This window comes from Paenibacillus sp. QJM3NY_38 (assembly GCF_056173265.1).
The window spans coordinates 1,695,356-1,714,576 of sequence record NZ_CM149665.1 but is presented as its reverse complement, the minus strand read 5'-3'; the positions used below and the strand labels follow the sequence as shown (position 1 = coordinate 1,714,576).

Genomic DNA, 19,221 nt, shown 5'->3' with positions numbered 1-19,221 from the left:
CCTAATTCCATGTAAACCATGTAGCCGTGAATCAACAGAGCTTTTTCATGCTAGCACTGCGAGCACAACCCAAAAACAGCCACCGCCTTTGAGAAATACTCAGGCGTGGCTGTTTTGGTGTTGTTACGGGTAAGGATTAGGGATCATCCTCTTTAACATAAGGAGGTCAGGTGAAAACTTTAATGAGGTACCTGAGATTTAAAATCCCCTTTGCTGGACTGATCGGCATGATAGAATATGACATCCCCATCCATCAGAGAAAACCGCTTACCATACGGATCGTTATACGTACGGCTGTATCCTTCAAGCTGCCATTGATTCATGAGTGGGCCATGAATATATTGCAAATGGGGTTTGGCCGTGTTGCCCTCCCGGATCGTCTCGATGTTGAAATTGACCACGATATACCCTTTTTTGAGAAAAATCGAGGATTTCTCGTCTAGGCGGTTCGTCCGTCCATAAGCGGCCAGGTCGGTCCCTTTCTTCACCACATACACGTCGGCAGGAAGACTGTATTCACCATACCAGCGCTGTACAGCCGCGTTGGCCCGCTCCGTGTCAACGGAGGCTGGCAATCCTGACTTCGGGCCGATCAGTGTGCGTATTTCGTATGGAAGCAGCATCCAGTCGAGCCGACCTACCCAGGTCTTGCTTTTGCTGATCTTCTCCAAGTACTGCTTCATGTAGGCCGCCGCAGACATTCCCGCCGGGGCTCCGCCGCGGTTGTACAAATACGAAGCCGTATCCTGCAGCTCGTCTTGCGGAACATTGCGCAGCCTGTCATTCAGGATGACATAACGCTTCTCCGTGTCCTGCGGGGAACCGATCCGAATAAACTTCCGGTTTCCGCTGTGGTAATACAGATCAACGGGCTGCCGTCCGCTGCCGTCCCGATGAACAAAATAAAAGCTCGGGGTAATTGAAATGCCGTCTTGTACACCAAACATATTGCCCTTCGTCTTCACATCGAATTTGAAATGGTAGCCTGTCTTTACGGCTGCATTCTTATATCCCTGTGTCGGATGCTTGCCCGGTGCGATGGGCAGTGTGTACGGAAGCGAGTTCCCGCGTGTTCCACCGTCAATATCGCGAAGTCCTGTCCAATAGGACGCGCCGCTTGGTACCGCATTCCCTTTTTGTTTGCGGAAGACCGTCTCCCAGTTATAATCGGCAATATCCGTGATATGGAAATCATATACGCGCCCGATCACTTCAACCGGTTCTATATCCGTAGCCACATGGTGAGCCAAATCCAGGTTCGCGCTGGGCTGCGTCGTGAAGTCGGATGGAGCGTTCTCCGCAATCGTACGGAAATATACCTGATAATCCCCCTCATCCACCCATACCGGCAGGAAAAACTCCGTATCCAGCTGAGCCGTCGGGATTGTAATCCAGGTGTCTTTTGGATAAAAGGTGCTCCTGTCGCTGCTGTAGACATCGAACGGAAAATACACCTGCTTCGATCTTATATACTTCGCATAGTCTCGGTCCCCGTATCCCTGGATGTTCCGATGCTGACCCGAGGTAGGGATGCGTACCGTAAACGGCCGATCCAAGATGAATGCAGAGCGGTTCCGGTTCGGGGTCGTCTTCTGATTGTGGGCCTGATCATCCGTCACCGAGGAATAATTGACTACCGGCGTATGGACGGTGACGGTGTTAATGGCGTGAATCGGAAATGATTGATTAGATCCGCCATTAATGTTGCCGGGTATGAGATCATAATCAATTGTCCCTGTGCTCGTTGTATTCGCTCTATTCAATAATGTATTGCTAATGAGATAGTTTCTGCCGTATAGGACGTCTCTTTGAATCGTCGCAGCCGGGGGAATGATCCCTGGTGTTGGTGCCGTTCCTTGCGCCCAGCTGTCACTCATGACGGTAGATCCGTTAAACAGGACTCTATCATTTTTCACCTGGTTTTGACCTACAGCCGACTCCGCTGCAGATGTAAAATTTATTGTCGGCACCGCGGGTTTGCTCGAACCGCCTGAAACAGTTTCTGTTCCTAAATCCACTTCTTCGCATGATGCAGGCTCCACATGATCGTCAACGTTCGCACTATGATCGGATGTAAGAACAGGAGGGGTGTAGCCGGCTGGAGTAAGGCTCACTGATCCGCCCGGTAATGCATAATTGCTGACGGTCGATCTGGCTAACTTATAAACCTCTAAATTATCGATTTGCCAGTAGGAAAACGGTCTAGTTATCGTAACTTGTTCTTCTACCTGAACCTCTTCTTCCATGGGTTCATCAGGTGTACCGGGATCATCCGGACCTGAGCTTGGTTCTCCCGGTATCGTCCAGGTAAGAATGTATGTCTTTTTGACGGGAACGGTGTAGGTAATTTCCCCCAACATATTTGCCCACTGGTTCTTGTACAGATAATTGAGCCCGAATACATTGACATATAGGGATTCCGAAGTCGGTATCCCGTCAAGAACATCATACTTTTCAGAGTCTCGATTGTCCGCCTTAATTACGCCCGTTGCCACGGGGTCCATAACCGTATGCGATGTAACGGTTCCCTTTCTCGCCGGACCGATTTGGATTCCGCATGTGTTGGGTGGGCCACCTGTTCCCGGATCTCCTCCACCGGTATTCCCGCAAGACGAGCCTGCCCCAACCTGAATCGAAGCATTGTCAGTTTCATCCAGTGCCTGGGCCGTATCTTTAAAATGAGCCGTAATCGTCGCTTGTCCCGTGCTTGCCACGGCTGTCACTACACCGGAAGCATTGACAGTCATGACACTGCTATCCGAGCTTCGCCAAGTCAACTTCTCATGTCTTTGCAGATTGTATGTACTTCCGTCAACCTTCGTTAATTTCGCTGTGAGTTGAATGGTACCGGATGGTGGCACACACGTCGCGCCTGTTATTTCTAAGCTTGATGTTCCATCTGCAAAGGTGGCTCGAAGGAGTTTGTCTTTGTAGACGTAAGTGTAAGTTGTAAAATCCGCATAAAATTTATTAAAATAAAATACCTGTTTGGCACCGGGATTTGCCCAATAATGATTGTATCTATCGTTATTAAATGTTTGACTAAAATTGATAGTTATGAGATTTAAATCCGCAACATTTGCAAGTGCCCCTGACCTTGGTAAAGTACTTGCATCAGCATACCCTGTATCTGTCGGAACACCACCGCTAACAATTAATGAGTTCCTATCAACCCTAACATTCGTGGCCTCAACCTCTTCTTTTGAAATTCCTCCATCTTTAATCCACAGGTTATAGAAGGGGGAGTTAGCGTCAATAACATAAAACGGTTTAGTTCGGGGGATCTTTGCCTCAAGCGCATCATCTGTGCAGTTTGGATATTTCGGAAGTGAGTTACCTTGAACATTTTCAGTTGCAGCTGAGTCGTCACAACCTCTACTGTCTCTCTTACTTACAGCACCTCCTGAGGCTCTCCAATGTTTCCCATACCAATTACCTGCATCAAAAATGGACCAACGATCCCAATAATAGACCCCACCATAATTCGTATTTTCTTCCGATCGGACCCTTGTTTTAGTACCACTTAAAGTGTCAGTTTTATTGTCCCATTTATTAACGCCCGGTGTAAAACCAGCAAATGGACGAATAGTTGCACCTGTACTCTTATCAATCCACTCTAATTTTTTGATTATTTTTCCATTCGGGACTTTGACAGAGATCGACTTCGTGGTTAATTGCTTTTTATCCGAAAACAAAAAACCACCATACTCATAATCATCAGGATCTTTTACCATTTCGTAATCGATATCCTTTGTTATATCCCCTGCTGCATCAATTACAATTGGATAGAAAAGAATAATATTAATAAAGAAAATAAATGACATCAATAACGAAAATAACGAAAGAATTCGTGACATCTTCAAAAGCCCTCCTACCTAATCAATATTGATCTGGAAAGGACTTGACTTATGATTGGTGCCCCTGCTGAAATAGACTCTATGGAAACTCTGATAGATCCATCTGTACTAAATTTCTCTTTTGGAATTACTAGCCCGTAAATTTTTTTGCTAGAATCACTTGATTCAACAACTGAAGGCACTATGAGATTACTTCCAGTCGGAACACCATTATAACCATGAATTTGAAGATTTACACGATCCGCTATAGGATATCCTTTTGGATTTTTGTTAATTACTATACGAGCCTTGACAATAATAACGTAACATTTGAGATCATCGGAAAATTTTGCCCAATCCCCGCTATTAGTTCTATATGAAAGTTTATTTTTTGTTGGAAGTAAACTCCTGTTCGGATCTCTTGGGTCATTCCAATCAATTGCTAGAAGATCTTCAACCTGTATAGTGGTACCGTCTTTTCCTTCGAACTTCAAATTCGAGACTTTCCAAGAATTAATCCCAGTATTAGCTTTGTTATCCGGCCCATTAAAAATCTCCGGTGCCACCGAGAAAATATTCGTCTTATGCCAATACACTTCGGCCGCGGCTACGGCATATTTATCAACGGGGAGCTCCTTGCCGCTTTTTACCTGAAGCAAACGCTCTATAACCGCAATAGCTTGAGCCCTTGTCGTAGTACCCGTAGGCGATATTACGCCTGGTGCAGTCCCGGATATGATACCGTCCTTGGATGCAAGATACATCCACTGCTTATCTTCCACGTTCTGATATCCCAGCGCTTTTACCGCTAGCTTAGCCATCTCTTCGCGCGTCATTCGTTCCGTTAAGTCACTGTTACCGAAATCGCCAGCCTTATAGATTCCTGCCGATTCTGCGGCAGCTACGTAAGGAGCATACCAGGAACCTGAACTTAAGGAAGCCATTTCGATATCCATGGCCAAAACCGCCATTTTAATAAATTCCGCTCGGGTTACCTGCTTGTTAGGCAGGAATCTTTTATCCGGATAACCATCCACATAACCTCGTTGGATTGCATCTTGAATAGCGCCCTGGGCCCAGTGCCCTTGAGTATCCGTAAATTGACTAGTCTTCGTGTCACGAGATTCCACCGTCTTGTCTGCATGACTCCCTTGCGCTGCCTCCACTGTGTTCAGATAGAAGCTTCCGACGAACAAGGACAATACCGTTAATACACTGATCGAGATTTTCTTCATGAATATCCTCCTATACAAGTTGTGGAATAAACCTATGCTATTGCTCCATATCTCCTTCCTACGCCCTTGCTTAGGGACATCAACCGCCGTCTCTCACAATTACACATCCATGACATTTTTGGATGAATGAGAGAAATTATAGTTATATTATCATATAATCATCTATTTTGGTATAATATTCCTATCCTGATTCTAATTTACTACTCTATTCGCATCTCCACATGAGATAATTAAATTCCCATAAATTTATAAAAACCTCGACGATAGTCACATGAAGATGTGTCCTTCGTTCGAGGTTTAATTGTTACACGTAGTTGAACGGTTATAGAACGGTAGAGGATTCATCCCGGTCCCCGGCCTGAATTTCAGCTTTTTCCGCGCTTTGCTTATATACAGCAGCCAATACCTTCTCATAAGCGCTTTCAAATTCATCGGGCAGCATCGGCTTGATTTGCTCCAATATGGTCAATAGCTTAAATAACGCCTGTACCTCCTCTTCCGATAAACCAAGCGGGTACATTGCAAAATGCCCGATAAATGTGTAACCTCGGCCTCGGCCTTGGTGAGTGATGGGAATATGCATGGCGCTGAGGGCATCCATATCCCGATAAATGGTTCTTTCGCTGGTTCCACAACGTTCGGCAAGCTCTCGAGCCAGTATACCTGGTCTTGCTTGTACAAGGGTAATGATTCTCATTAGTCGGATCAGTCGGTCTGTCATATGGCATTCTCCCTATCTTTCTAGTAAATTAGACATACATTTATTGACTGCTAAATAGTACATTCGACCCTGAAATCATTTTTCCTTTTTTATATACAGATTCTTCGTTCCCAGTTATTCTTTAAGTCTAAAGTCCCTTTTTCTATTCGCATTTTCAGAAGATAATTGCCGATATGTATCCAGATATAATCCAATTAGTTGATATAGGGTCTCTGCCTCCCTCAAATAATCCGCATCCCGAAATCGGATTGCGTATAAAAGCATCTCATCTGCCTGTCTACGAATCATTTCTTCTCCTCGAGCCAGCTTCCCCCGTTCCAGCTCTCTTCTTGCTTGCTCCAGAATGGAAGCATTCTGGTATAACTTCAGCACCTTCTCAACGCGATCATCTGCCCTCCGGTATTTCAATGCCGTATGATTGCTGAATTGAAGCGGAATCGTTCGAGACGGCTGCAAGACGACCTGCTGCTTCTGAACATCCATGTAGGTCCATAGAGCGGTAATTATGGGATACACCCCCGATTGCCTGGCTCCGACACTTAGCTCAAGAACCAGCTGTTTGGTTCTCCCTTCCGACAAAGAACCTAAAGACAATGAAATGTTGCGATCATTCAATATCTCGCCATGGCATCCATACATATGTCCTACTTGAACGTTTTCCCCTAATTGAAGGTGTAATTGGACATCTTCAGCCATGGGCTGATTAAAGCCGCCATGAGACTTCTTTTTTTGCTTTAACACACCAGCCCTCCACTCGATCAGCAGAAAGACCTGACTAGTGCCCCCAGCGAATACATGGCTGTGGCTCCATGTAAAATCCGAAAACAAGCCAGACTGCAATACATCCACCTCTTTCCTCTTCTTCTAATAATGTACCAATACAGATGGACATCTTACTGTCACGGAACATATGTTCTTATTATGAATTCGACAAAAAAAGACCACAGCCCTAGCTGCTGCGGTCTTTTGGATATGCTGATTTTTGTCAGATGTCGGACACGGAAGTCTTTTACTGCCTCGTAATTGACTTATTCCTACAATAAAACGGTCTGTACAATGGCAAATAATAATACATAAATGCCTATAGCAATCCCTAAAAACTTTATCCATTGGCTGGATCCGATGCGGTACAATTCGATAATGGCTGCGCTGTTCGCCGCCAGCCCGGTCATTAAAGCAAATATAAGGATGAGGAATGCCAGCTTTAACGACATGAAGCTGATCAATCCGCTTACGATAAGCGCCGCTCCGAAGGGCAGCTGAAAAGAACCGATCTTCGCAATGAATTCCTTCAAGTCAAGCTTCTGCTTCGTAATCATATTGCCCGTAAACCAGAAGGAACCCAATAAAATGACGGTTGAGAACAGCCCCAGTAAAAGCGCCCGGCTCCCCATGCCGAAATCACTTAACAGGGCCGACATCACACCCAATCCGGAATAGAACACCTGCTTTATACCACACTCATACGCAAAAGAATGAAGTTCCATTCGCAATTAAATGCAAAAAAACCGGAGACGTTCTCCGGTTTTAATGGCTGTTGATTTTACTATACAGGGTCTATTAACCTATTTCTGCTGCCGAAACGGGTTTATCTCCAGTATGTCTTGATGTACGTTGAATGGGAGCGTACGTTACTTTATCAATTAATAATCCGTTACCCACGGGTTTTCCATTCACTGTAATCATAATTTTCTTCACGTTGTTTTCCTTTATCATGATTGTAATCTCCTTTTATCTGTTCGTTCATTTTATGATCATTACTATGGGAAGGCTTGTTGGGCGCTTGCTTCATACATTACCCTTTACTTGAGCTAGTTAAACAACTTGGCCTGCTAATAGATTCACTTCCATCGCAAATGTGGGTAATATATTAATAGAAACCTGTCGGAATCTGATTCGTATTTACTATAAATAATCGAATGGTGGTGGTCCCTCTTGCATAAGCCGACAAAATCCAAACTAATTCAACTTTCTCTCATATTGCTGGTGACGGGGATCGCGCTGCCGGCCGGTGGACGGACCGCCAGCGCCAATTACTTTAATAATTTGTACGACAATATCCAGCAGTTCTCCGGACTGCCCGATGAAATAAACCAGCTCAAGAGCAACTATAACCAAGCCCTGCAGGAACTAGATAAAGCCAGAATCGCTTCCGAACGGCTGCAGCAGCAAAATCTGACGCTGGCGGAGCAGAACTCCAATCTCGCGGAGCAGAACCAGCAATTAACCCAAATGGTAAGCCAGCTTCAGGAGGCTGAAGCCGCTCGAAATCGCGGGGCGGAACGTATAAAGACCGTGGCGATCACCGCCGTGGCATTAGCTGCCGGATACTTTGTCATCATTCGCGCTCTGCGATTCGGCATGCGCCGAACGAATCGTTCTAAATAGGACAAGCTCTTATCAGATCCCTACCATCCAACCAGGCAAAGGAGGCGCGGCCATGATTATCCGAATGGAAGATGCAGCCGGCAGCGGAGCGGGACAAGCGGTTACGTTCTCCCTGACTGAAGGGGACACGGCCCATGTCCTCCATCCTGAGCAAATCGTTGCCTATCGGGGGCCCTCCTCCGGACGCAGCGACCGTCTCATGAACGTAAAAGGCATGTACCGCAAGAAAAAATGGATTCGTGCCGATATTACAGGGCCCAGTCAGTTTACTGCTGCACTCCCCCCAGGCTTCAATATGCATGAAATTGAGCTGGAAGGCGAACAGGACATGCTCTATGATTTTCGGCATGTTTTCTTTTATACCAAGCATGTTACGATGCAGACGCGAATCCTTAAGATCAAGAACATGCTGGTCACGCGAGACGCGATTAAGATGAAGTTTTCCGGAAATGGCAGCATCGGCATTTTGACCCAAGGTCCGGTATGTAAAGTCAAGCTGCATCCTACCGAGCCTTTATATGTGGACGCCGGGAGCATCATCGCCTATCCGGAAGCGGCCAAGCTGGACCTGACCGTATACGGCAATCATCTGGCCAGCCAGCATATGAACTACCACTGGAAGCTGACCGGGGACGGTTACGTGTTGTTTCAAGCGGGACGCCAGAATCAGCGACTCGTGGACGAATTAAACGATGAAGGCATCATCAAGCGTTTTCTGCGGGAAGCAATTCCCTTTGGCGGAGTGTTTATCAAATAATCGGGCCGTGTTATAATAGAGGGCGTAATCAGACTGCATGCTGGATTCTAACACCCTATGCGGTCACAAGGACAACAGAAGACAATCCATGCGCCTCTCGCGGCGTGTGGGAGAGGTTCGTGAACTCCCTCTATAAAAAACTATCGTGTCTTATTCGGTACTGCACACTAAGAATAAGGCTTGTTTTTTTACGGATTCAGTTCAATGAACTTCTCTTTCTTCTACAGGTTCAGCCCTTTTGGCTGTTCTTAAAATATGAAGGATGAGAGGTTTTTTTATGCTTAAAAATGAAAAAGCGGTCGTTGTTTTCAGCGGTGGTCAAGACAGCACCACCTGCCTGTTCTGGGCGAAGGAACGCTTCGCCGAAGTGGAAACCGTAACCTTTGATTATGGCCAACGCCATAAGCTTGAAATAGAATGCGCGGCACAGATCGCCAAGGAACAAGGCGTGAAGCAAACCGTGCTTGATATGAGCCTGCTGAATCAGCTGGCACCGAATGCGCTGACGCGCAGCGATATTGAAATTGCCGAAGGCGACGGCTTGCCCACTACGTTTGTGGAGGGACGAAACCTGCTGTTCCTCAGCTTTGCCGCTGTGCTGGCCAAGGGCATCGGTGCCAAACATCTGATCACGGGCGTATGCGAAACGGATTTTAGTGGTTATCCCGATTGCCGGGATAGCTTCATTAAGTCACTCAACGTTACGCTGAATCTGGCCATGGATTACCCGTTCGTCATTCACACGCCGCTCATGTGGCTCGACAAGTCGGAAACCTGGGAGCTAGCCGACCAGATGAATGCACTTGAATACATTCGCGACCATACGTTAACCTGCTATAACGGCATCAAGGGCGACGGCTGCGGGGAATGTCCTGCATGCAAGCTGAGAAAAGCGGGGCTCGATAACTATATGCAGCGCCGTAATCATGTATCCGAAGGGGGCGTCTGATATGAGCCGCGAGCCCGGGGCTTTCCGCATTGTAGAGCATCTGCAGAAGCTTGGCGAGGATATCGATGCCGGAAGCCTGCGTTACCATCGGAAGCGGGTGCTTGTCTCCAAGGAGTTTACCTTTGATGCTGCCCATCATCTGCATTGCTATGAGGGTAAATGCAAGAACCTGCACGGCCACACATACAAAGTGGTCTTTGGTATCAGCGGTACTCCCAATGAAGTGGGCATTACCGTGGATTTCGGGGACATTAAGGACTGCTGGAAAACAGACATTGAACCTTATCTGGATCACCGTTACTTGAACGAGACCCTGCCGCCAATGAACACAACAGCGGAAAACATGGTGGTCTGGCTGTTTGAAAAAATGGAAGAATCCCTTCGCAGCAGAGAGTCGCACGAGCAACAAGGCACACGAACCGAATTCGTTCGCCTGTTCGAGACGCCGACCAGCTACGCTGAGGTCAGACGGGAGTGGATGATCGATGAATAATGTGCATGTAAAGCCTGAGAACGATTCAACTGCCTCCTCCCCGGTCATAGCAGTGGACCGTCCGATTCCCGTGATGGAGATTTTCGGTCCTACTGTTCAAGGTGAAGGCATGGTCGTTGGCCGCAAGACCATGTTCGTTCGTACGGCAGGCTGCGACTATCGCTGCTCCTGGTGCGACTCCGCATTTACGTGGGACGGATCGGCCAAGGACACCATTTCGCGCATGAATGCAGACGAAATCTGGCAAGAGCTGTACCGACTGGGCGGTGAGCGCTTCGATCATGTCACCCTGTCCGGCGGCAATCCCGCGCTTCTCTCGCAGCTCGGCACGCTTGTGGATGAGCTGCACCGACATGGAATTACCGTTGCCGTGGAGACCCAAGGTTCACGCTGGCAGGATTGGCTGAATGACATTGATGAGGTCACCATCTCCCCCAAGCCGCCAAGCTCAGGTATGGATACGGACTGGGGCAAGCTCGATGATATCGTCTCCAAGCTGTCCGCTCGGGCGCCAGGCAGATCCTTCAGCCTCAAGGTTGTCGTATTTGACGATAAAGACCTCAGCTATGCGGAAACGGTCCATGAGCGATACCCGAACGTGCCGTTTTATTTGCAGACCGGTAATCCCGATGTAGGTACAGGTGATACCACTTCGCTGGTCTCCCATCTGCTGGATCGGTACGAGTTGCTTGTCGATGCCGTCATGCAATCCGACCGGTTGAACGATGTGCGTGTCCTGCCGCAATTGCACACGCTCGTTTGGGGCAATAAACGCGGCGTGTGACGTTATAATAAAAAATACGCTGATTGAGCATTTATTCATTTTAATAAAGGAGCTACCTTATATGGCTGGAAGACAAAAAGAAGAAATGGAAGACGTTACCCTGCTCGGCAACCAAGGCACGAAATACACGTTTGAATATGATCCCGGCATATTGGAGAGCTTTGACAACAAGCATCCTTACCGCGACTATTTCGTCAAATTCAACTGTCCCGAATTTACAAGCTTGTGCCCGATCACAGGACAACCGGACTTTGCGACCATCTACATCAGCTACATTCCGGATATCAAGATGGTGGAGAGCAAGTCCTTAAAGCTGTACCTGTTCAGCTTCCGCAATCATGGGGACTTTCATGAGGACTGCGTCAATATCATCATGAATGACCTCATCAAACTGATGGATCCGAGATATATCGAGGTATGGGGCAAATTTACCCCGCGGGGCGGCATTTCCATCGATCCATATTGCAATTACGGTCGTCCGGGGACCAAATACGAGGAGATCGCTGCGAACCGTTTGATGAATCATGACCTCTATCCGGAAAAAGTGGACAACCGATAGGTAGCCTTTTTCCTGAATGATGTCAGTTCTAATTTCATAATTTCATAATGATGATAAAAAGGGTTACCGCCAAAGGTGGGCAACCCTTTTTTGTCATTTTATCAGGAGGACTACACGATTACAGGGGATATTCCATATTCTTAAGCCGGTAATTCAGACGCCGCTTCTTGTACAGCATTTTCCCCGCTTCGGCCACATCGCTGATCGTCCCTTTGTTGCTGATCGAACCGAATACAATCCCGGCGATCGGGATCAGCTGAAACAGCTTCTTCATCCCGAAGTTATCGGTATAAGACTGAACGACTTCACGCCAGCCCTGCAGCTGTGAGAATACCTGCTCTGTCATTTGTTCATCATCAAAAGTGGCAAGTTCCTCGAGCACCGCTTTTTTTCCCACGATATCGGCAGATGCAAACTGCAAGCACTTCACGATAAACACCCGCTCCCGGGGATCGTTCGGATCATAACCGTAACAAAGCGCCATCTCCTGCAGCACCTTAAGCGATTGACCGAGCACCATCGGCAGATCGGCCGCTATCGTAAATATCCCCCCGATTCCCGTGGCTGCTCCTTGCGCTGCGGCGAATTTGACTCGTTTTACCGTCAGCGTATCCGCTGCAGTATCCATGACTTGGAGCGGCAGCTTCGCGGCAGATGCCAGCGTAAGCCCGGAAGTCGCCGCTACCTCCTCTTCGTTCTCATCTTCAATGGATTCCTCCTGAGCGGACTTTACGGAAGGGCCGGAAACCGCATTCGGACCGTCCAATCCCGCTGCCTGTGCCAGAACGTTCATAACCGACTTCTCGCGAACCAGATGCTTCCCGCCGCTCTGAATAAATCCGCCTACCTCATTCAAGGCGCTTCCGATTTTCTCTTGAACAGCCTTGGGCGTGAGGCGATCCAGCAGCATGAAAGGAATTCTTCCGAGCTTCTCCCAGAACATGACATCCTTCTGCTCTTTCTCCCATTTCAAAATCTCTTGAAGCTGCGACTCCAGCTGTTGTCGTGATTCCATCTCTGTCATCCTCACTACTCCTATCCAACATTAAAAGTAACTATAAACTGTATACGCAGTTCATTGAAGAAAGACGCAATAAATTTCAAATTTAATCTTACAACATCTCATGCAAGATTAACAAAAAAGAGATCAACCCCAATCGGGTCGATCTCCCTCTTTATTATCGCAATCCGTCAGGCGACGCAAGCATACAGATGTGAAATTATTTACCCAAGAAGGCATTCAGCATCCAGGTATGCTTCTGTACATCGCTGACCATGCCGGTCAACAGATCGGACGTAGCGTCGTCCCCTTCTTGATCTGCGGCTTCGATTCCCGCCTTCAGTTCGCCGGCAAGCTGCTCGAAATCCGCAACCAGCTGTCCGACCATCTGCTCGGCCGTGTTTTCATCAGAAACCTCTTTCAGCGTGACCAGTTTCAGATATTGCGCCATACTGGCTGCCGGTTTGCCGCCAATGGCCAGCATCCGCTCTGCCAGCTCATCCACATAACCAGCTGCTGTGTTGTACAGTTCCTCGAATTTCTCGTGCAGCATATAGAACTGAGGACCTTTTACATACCAGTGATAGTGGTGAAGCTTCACGCCAAGCAAACTCCAATTGGCTACCTGCGTGTTCAAAATTTGTTGAAGTTCATTGGTTGTCGTTCCTTGTGTTTGTTGGGTTAAGTTATTCATCTATATCGTCTCCTTTGTTATTGTATTTAGACTTATTCTAAATCCTTGTATTAATCATAACAGATTCTTATCTCTTTTTCAAAGGGAATCGGAAACTTATCAGATGAAGATAGGATGAAGAAATTACCTTCTATTTATACCTATCCTAACTTATTTTTAAGATCAACTGCTATGATAGGCATCATATTTCTCCGGCTGCAAGTAATCTTAAGACAACCCCAGGATCGTTTTCATTTCCTTCCGCTTTTGCTTCGGATTCATGACATATAAAGTATCCCCTGCCTCAATGACCGTACTCCCCTTAGGCGTAATGATCCGCTTCTCCCGAATAATAGCCGTAAAGAGAATATCGTCCGGCAGATTCAGCTGCTGAATCTCCTTGCCGACAATGGGCATCTCCCCATCCACCAGAATATGGTTGATCTCGGAATCCGTTTTTCCAAGAGCCATTAACTCTAATAAAGTCGGTGCTTTGACTTTATCCTTCTCCACCAGCGAAAGCATTTGCGTGAGCGGAGAGATCGTGGTGCCTTGGATCACCGCTGAGGTCAACACAACAAAGAACACGACATTAAAAAACAATTCTCCATGCTTGATTCCCGCCAGAACGGGATATGTAGCCAGGACGATCGGTACGGCCCCGCGAAGGCCCGCCCATGAAATTAATATTTTCTCCCGCATGGCAAATTTGGTAAACAACAGGCTGCTGAACACGCCGATCGGCCTGGCTATAAATATGAGAATCAGGGACAATAACAGTCCTTGCCATACAACCTCCGACAGCTCATTCGGGAAAACAAGCAGCCCGAGCAGCACAAACATGACGATCTGCATCATCCAGGCGAAACCTTGGTTAAATGCCTGAATCGTCTTGCGGTATGTCAGCTCGGTATTGCCGAGCAGCAAAGCCATCACGTACACGGCGAGCAAACCGCTGGCTCCAAGCCAAGCGGCGGCGGCATAAGTCATTACGGCGAATCCCAGTGCCGTTACGGGATATAAGCCCGAGGAATCGAAATTGATACGATTGATCACATATACGGCCAGCATTCCGATAAGAACACCGACAACCAGACCCAGTCCCATCTCCATTACGAACGATAAAATAAGACCGATCAAATTCAGTTCCGGGTATTCGATCCATTCGATAAGGGATACGGTTAGAAATACCGCCATCGGGTCATTGCTTCCGGATTCAGCCTCCAGCGTCATTCGAATCCGTTTCTTCAAATTCGTTCCGCCGAGAACCGAGAAGACGGCCGCCGCGTCCGTCGAACCAACGATCGCACCAATTAACAGCCCCTCTTGTAACGAAATATCCAGAATGAATGCAGCGAATATTCCGACGACAACCGTTGTCAGCAAGACACCTATCGTTGCAAGTGAAATGGCCGTCCCCATAAACCGGCTTGATTTCTTTGAAATCAGTCTGCATCCCGCCCTGAAACAATATGACAATCAACGCAAATATGCCGACCAGCTGTGTGAGCTCCGCATTATCGTAATAAATGAAGCGGCTGAGAATCATCCCGATGGCAATAAACAGCACCAGGGCGGGCATGCCGAAGCGAGAAGAAAATTTGGTGGTCAATACACCTGTCACTAGCAAGGCGCCGCATAATAAAATCATGGAATCAACAAAACTTGGCAAGCTCATCCCTCCGGTGCGTCAAATTCGTACATTATATTACCCGAAAATCATCGCTTCCTCGCACACAATTAGTACTCCATCGGTCAAAGTTTAACGGCGGAGCTGGCAGACAAGAAATTTGCAAACGTTTACTGGAAATTCCACGCCCAATGACTTTATACTGGTAACAAGCGACATACATAGGGGAGGCGTCAATCGAGTGAACATTTCTATTATGAAAAGCGATCAACTACATCAAGCTGTTGAGCTGTCCGACCGTATATTTCTGAAGCAGCCGGAACAGCCTTCTATGGGGGTGTCCTTTCCTCCGATATTCTCGCCGGGAATCAGCCATTCCTACGGTGCATGGGATCAAGACAAACTCGTTTCATTCATGGGATTCGTACCATTTACCATTCAAACTCGCGGTGCCCGATTAAATGTCTACTCCATCGGCTCCGTCTGCACAGATCCGGAATACCGGGGTCAGCGACTCGCAGGCAGTCTCCTGGAAGAGTGTATCCGTCATGGCGAAGCTTCGGGGGCATCCTTGATCCTTATTTCTGGCGGCAGATCCCTGTATACCCGGGCAGGCAGCCGTTTGTTCGGCCGTGCACTCCGGTTCCGTCTAGATCCGGCCGTCACTGAGCCCTTACGGGCGGTAACGGGAAAACAAGTGCGCATCCGGGCAATGCAGCCGCAGGATTTATTCCACCTTCAAAGGCTAATGGAACAGCGGGAAGCCGGTTATGTTACCACGGCTTCGGAGCTTAACAAGCTGCTGGGTGCGAGCGCCTACTCCAACGTGATCCGCCTTGAGCAGCAGGTGCTTGTCGCCGAAGAAGACGGCGTGTTGACTGCATTTGCTATCATCGCCGTACCCGGAGCTGTGATGACTCCTTCGAGAGAATCTACCCTTGTAGAATGGGGGGGAAGTCCTGAAGCGGCTGCGCTGGTCATAGCCGAGGCGATCTCTTCCTTCAACCTGTCAGAGCTAACCGTTCCACTGCCATGGCAGGATAACGAGCTGGCAGCGTTAATCCAATCCGCCGGCATCAAGCCAGAATATATTCAGAATGAGGGGACCGTGTATTTGGTTAGCGGCCCGGAACTGCTCCGTCAGTTGGCTCCCGCGCTGCCTGAGGGGTTGATTCAGGCAGATGGCGAGCATGGTCCTTACCGTCTTAGCTTGAACAATGAAGTATTGGAACTGGATGATGAGGGTTTGCTCTCGATCCTGTTTGATCCGGAATCCTCTTATCGGGCTAACGGAAGCATAACCTTTGAACCTATCCCTCTCCCGTACACAACAGGTCTTCAATATATTTGACGCAGATACTGAGGGTGCATTTGATCCTTCCCCTAGCGGGGAGGTCATGTGCACCCTTTTTATTTGCTAGGTTATAGATCTGAATCTATTACCCGACAGTATATACCGCTGCTATACATATCAACGATGGTCGTTCGCCTATTTTTAACTGGATATGTGCCCTTCACCTCCGCTTCTACATAGGATGAAATAACCTATCTGATAGAAAGAGGTGCATGGCTTGAATCATCATCCAAAAAGAGGCCTGCAATCCCAAACAAGCCTGGGTATTCCAGGGCTCTTCCCCGGATATCCGTTCTATCCTTATCCATACTATCCACCTTATTATCCGGTCTATCCTTTCCCTCCGTTTTATCCGGGATATCCCGGTCACGGATTTCCTGGACACGGGCATGGACATGGCCCATGGCATCCTGGCGGACCGGGATACGGTCCGGGTCCGTGGCATCCAGGCGGTCCTGGTGGTCCCGGACACGGACACGGTCCTGGCGGCGGTCCCGGTTACGGGCCGAGGGGAACACAGAGACAGCGCAGTAAGCGGTAAACACTCGCTAACGCGCAATAACAACCCGCCCGGTTCATCCCGGGCGGGTTGTTATTGATAATCCATATCTATAAATGAAGTTTACCGTCTCTTCGAGATCTCATCCCGATCCGGACTTATGGCACCGCCATTACCATCACCATAACCTTGATACAGATTAGGGTCCGGAACCGCATCCTCGGTGGCAGCCGCTGCTTCGGAACGTGAATCTACCGGCGCACCGGAACCGCTATAGGTGCCTTCCTCACGGTAATGATGTTCATTTAGGGCGCTATTGCTGCGGAATATATCATATACCCGGCCACCGTTCGTTTCATCTGCATCCACCATGACCAGAATATGGCCTTCATCCACATAGCCCCCATATTCCTCGGCTTGCTCTTCCGGAATTCCGAGTCCAATGAGACCACCTACCAATCCGCCCGCGCCGGCGCCAACAGCTGCTCCCGTAAGGGTTGCTGCGATCGGACCAGCCGCGACGATCGGACCAATGCCTGGAATGGCCAATGCACCTAAGCCAGCCAGCAATCCGGTTACACCGCCTAATACACCGCCTGTGGCCGCACCGGATGCCAAGCCCTCAGGTGCCTTGGTGCCGGTCTCCTCCTGAATATGAGAAGATTCACCGCGATCTTTAGCAATGACAGAGATTTCATCGGCTCTGAAACCTTGCTGCTGTAGTTCCTCAATGGCCCGGGTTGCTTCCTGCTCCGTCCGAAAAGCTCCTACAATTTTCTGAGTCATATGAATTCCTCCTAATGGTCATTTTCGGTTATCGCTGTACATTCCTAACTTAAACGCCAGCCGCCCTAATCAAACAAAAAAAAACGATATAGCGTCTGTAAAAGGCCTCCCCGCAGATATCAAAAAGCCCATGATTATCCAGTCATATAACTGGTAATATTTAACTCTATGAATATTCATGTTAATATAGCAAGTAAGCACTTGTACCTTAAAAATAGAATAGGGTTGGTGATTGCATGAACTGGTTCAAGCCATTCGAGGACGATCTTGCTGCTGCATTCGCAGTCTGCGAAGCAAGGTTATCCGAGCTCCCTGCTCCCTTGAATGAAATCGGTCTTTCCTACTTAAGAAAGTTTGACGTGTTCGAGCAGGACAGTTCCAAAAATTACATTTGTTATCTGCTTCCTTTTTGGATGAAAGAACTGACCGAACTCCCCGCCGATGTATACCGACACCTCTCAGCGGCCAACATTATCGGCATGTTATACTACTTCATTCAAGACGACATAATGGACTCGCCCCATGACAGTCAGTCTTCCACAGATTCGAAACATCATCTCGCACTTGCTAACCTGCTGTATTACGAGTTTCTCACATCCTATCAACCCTATTTTCCAGCAAACTCCGACTTCTGGTCTTATTTCAAAAACTACACGCACGAATGGTCGGAAGGCGTTATCCATGAAACCCAGGATGATTACTTCAAGCACAACCCTATCATGGTTGCAAAAAAGGCAGCTCCCGTAAAGCTGGGAAGCACGGCAGCATTGCTTTTATCTGATCAAGCAGGCCTCATTCCACGAACGAATGATGTAATGAACCATGTTTTGCTTACCTTGCAGATGATGGACGATTGGACCGATTGGAAGCAGGATCTTGCGGATGGCAGCTACAATTGCCTGCTGTCTCTCATTAAATCGGAATTGGGACGACCGTGCGACACAAATCTGACGATGACCGAAGTTCAAGAAGCCATTTATATCAACAACGCGTTGAAGCCCTATGCAGACATTGCTGCAGCGACCCATGCCCATCTCTTATCTGTAGATATAGAAGCCCCCCATCTCATCTCCTTTCATCAAACGATGGTAGACGAGCTTCAAGCCGAAGCGAATCATATCGAAAACAGTAAAGAAACCCTTTCTTTTGGCGGATTAAACTATTACTTGTCTATTCTAAGCAAAAAATAATAGATTTTATATTTGTTCCATGGTATTCTTTAAGAGTAAAAAATAACCAATTTATTTGAAAGGGTGATTCTTATGACGACAGAAGCCATCTTTCAAACACAATTGATTCAAAAAGCCTGGGAGGATCCTAGTTTTAAGGCAAAATTGCTTAGCGATCCGAAATCCGCCATCAAGGAAGTTCTTGGGGTACGGATTCCCGACCACATCGAGATTCGAACGCTTGAAGAGAACCCTAACGAGCTGTATCTGGTCATTCCTCCAAATCCATCAGGCGTGATCAAGTCAGAAGCCACAGCAAAAGCCATCTGGTAAAGACTACATAACAGCTTGGACATTTCATAAATAGATGTAATCGGCACAAAGAGTG

At 47.7% G+C, this 19,221-nt stretch carries 19 protein-coding genes and 1 pseudogene; 9 read left to right on the top strand and 11 right to left on the bottom strand.

The annotated features are described in order from the left end of the window. Positions 1-179 precede the first annotated feature (179 nt). The 6 genes from AC0VZ8_RS07455 to AC0VZ8_RS07430 form a co-directional block, all read right to left on the bottom strand. The gene (locus AC0VZ8_RS07455) at positions 180-2,861 is read right to left on the bottom strand and encodes a DUF5704 domain-containing protein (protein ID WP_475486529.1); all 2,682 of its coding nucleotides are present in this window, start codon (positions 2,859-2,861) and stop codon (positions 180-182) included. Between the two features lie 1,010 nt (positions 2,862-3,871). Next, positions 3,872-5,071 (bottom strand): S-layer homology domain-containing protein, encoded by a 1,200-nt coding sequence (locus AC0VZ8_RS07450; protein WP_475486528.1) that lies wholly within the window; start codon positions 5,069-5,071, stop codon positions 3,872-3,874. Positions 5,072-5,393: 322 nt separating this feature from the next. After that, positions 5,394-5,792 (bottom strand): helix-turn-helix transcriptional regulator, encoded by a 399-nt coding sequence (locus AC0VZ8_RS07445; protein ID WP_071223490.1) that lies wholly within the window; start codon positions 5,790-5,792, stop codon positions 5,394-5,396. A 114-nt stretch (positions 5,793-5,906) separates the two neighbouring features. Beyond that, positions 5,907-6,533, bottom strand: coding sequence for a hypothetical protein (locus AC0VZ8_RS07440; protein ID WP_260066932.1), 627 nt, complete (start codon positions 6,531-6,533; stop codon positions 5,907-5,909). 293 nt (positions 6,534-6,826) lie between these two features. Then, entirely contained in the window at positions 6,827-7,222 is a 396-nt protein-coding gene (locus tag AC0VZ8_RS07435; protein ID WP_475486527.1) for a hypothetical protein, read from the bottom strand. A 130-nt stretch (positions 7,223-7,352) separates the two neighbouring features. After that, positions 7,353-7,508, bottom strand: coding sequence for a hypothetical protein (locus tag AC0VZ8_RS07430; protein WP_201259443.1), 156 nt, complete (start codon positions 7,506-7,508; stop codon positions 7,353-7,355). 219 nt (positions 7,509-7,727) lie between these two features. On the opposite strand from AC0VZ8_RS07430, the gene AC0VZ8_RS07425 reads away from it, so the two are divergent. The 6 genes from AC0VZ8_RS07425 to queF all read left to right on the top strand — a co-directional run bounded on the left by AC0VZ8_RS07425 (position 7,728) and on the right by queF (position 11,722). Next, positions 7,728-8,180, top strand: coding sequence for a cell division protein ZapB (locus AC0VZ8_RS07425; protein WP_475486526.1), 453 nt, complete (start codon positions 7,728-7,730; stop codon positions 8,178-8,180). Positions 8,181-8,232: 52 nt separating this feature from the next. Continuing rightward, entirely contained in the window at positions 8,233-8,937 is a 705-nt protein-coding gene (locus AC0VZ8_RS07420) for an AIM24 family protein (RefSeq protein WP_071223494.1), read from the top strand. A gap of 277 nt (positions 8,938-9,214) precedes the next feature. Beyond that, a complete protein-coding gene (queC, locus tag AC0VZ8_RS07415) occupies positions 9,215-9,886 on the top strand; it encodes a 7-cyano-7-deazaguanine synthase QueC (RefSeq protein WP_194541411.1) in 672 nt (223 codons plus the stop codon). A 1-nt stretch (position 9,887) separates the two neighbouring features. Beyond that, positions 9,888-10,379, top strand: coding sequence for a 6-carboxytetrahydropterin synthase QueD (gene queD / locus AC0VZ8_RS07410; protein ID WP_071223496.1), 492 nt, complete (start codon positions 9,888-9,890; stop codon positions 10,377-10,379). After that, entirely contained in the window at positions 10,372-11,163 is a 792-nt protein-coding gene (gene queE / locus AC0VZ8_RS07405; RefSeq protein WP_071223497.1) for a 7-carboxy-7-deazaguanine synthase QueE, read from the top strand. The genes queD and queE overlap by 8 nt, the downstream gene beginning before the upstream one ends. A 61-nt stretch (positions 11,164-11,224) precedes the next feature. Continuing rightward, entirely contained in the window at positions 11,225-11,722 is a 498-nt protein-coding gene (gene queF, locus AC0VZ8_RS07400; protein WP_009591586.1) for a preQ(1) synthase, read from the top strand. A 118-nt stretch (positions 11,723-11,840) separates the two neighbouring features. On the opposite strand, the gene AC0VZ8_RS07395 is transcribed toward queF, so the two are convergent. From AC0VZ8_RS07395 to AC0VZ8_RS07385, 3 genes and pseudogenes are all read right to left on the bottom strand, one after another. Next, on the bottom strand, positions 11,841-12,746 hold the full coding sequence (locus AC0VZ8_RS07395) for an EcsC family protein (RefSeq protein ID WP_475486525.1): 906 nt from the start codon (positions 12,744-12,746) through the stop codon (positions 11,841-11,843). Between the two features lie 196 nt (positions 12,747-12,942). Continuing rightward, a complete protein-coding gene (locus AC0VZ8_RS07390) occupies positions 12,943-13,416 on the bottom strand; it encodes a Dps family protein (RefSeq protein ID WP_071223499.1) in 474 nt (157 codons plus the stop codon). Positions 13,417-13,623: 207 nt separating this feature from the next. Further along, positions 13,624-15,073: pseudogene (locus AC0VZ8_RS07385) on the bottom strand (potassium/proton antiporter). 193 nt (positions 15,074-15,266) lie between these two features. On the opposite strand from AC0VZ8_RS07385, the gene AC0VZ8_RS07380 reads away from it, so the two are divergent. Next, a complete protein-coding gene (locus AC0VZ8_RS07380) occupies positions 15,267-16,376 on the top strand; it encodes a GNAT family N-acetyltransferase (protein WP_071223501.1) in 1,110 nt (369 codons plus the stop codon). 194 nt (positions 16,377-16,570) lie between these two features. Here AC0VZ8_RS07380 and AC0VZ8_RS07375 read toward each other — a convergent pair whose 3' ends face one another. Together AC0VZ8_RS07375 and AC0VZ8_RS07370 are read right to left on the bottom strand one after the other, a co-directional pair. Beyond that, on the bottom strand, positions 16,571-16,924 hold the full coding sequence (locus tag AC0VZ8_RS07375) for a hypothetical protein (RefSeq protein ID WP_475486524.1): 354 nt from the start codon (positions 16,922-16,924) through the stop codon (positions 16,571-16,573). Between the two features lie 77 nt (positions 16,925-17,001). After that, positions 17,002-17,664 carry a general stress protein gene (locus tag AC0VZ8_RS07370; RefSeq protein WP_475486523.1) on the bottom strand — a complete coding sequence of 221 codons (663 nt, stop codon included), beginning with the start codon at positions 17,662-17,664 and terminating at the stop codon, positions 17,002-17,004. Between the two features lie 236 nt (positions 17,665-17,900). Between AC0VZ8_RS07370 and AC0VZ8_RS07365 the strand changes: the two genes are divergently transcribed. Beyond that, positions 17,901-18,854: a hypothetical protein gene (locus AC0VZ8_RS07365; RefSeq protein ID WP_475486522.1), complete on the top strand. Its 954-nt coding sequence runs from the start codon at positions 17,901-17,903 to the stop codon at positions 18,852-18,854. Between the two features lie 72 nt (positions 18,855-18,926). Then, a complete protein-coding gene (locus tag AC0VZ8_RS07360) occupies positions 18,927-19,166 on the top strand; it encodes an NHLP leader peptide family RiPP precursor (RefSeq protein WP_194541401.1) in 240 nt (79 codons plus the stop codon). Positions 19,167-19,221: the final 55 nt, after the last annotated feature.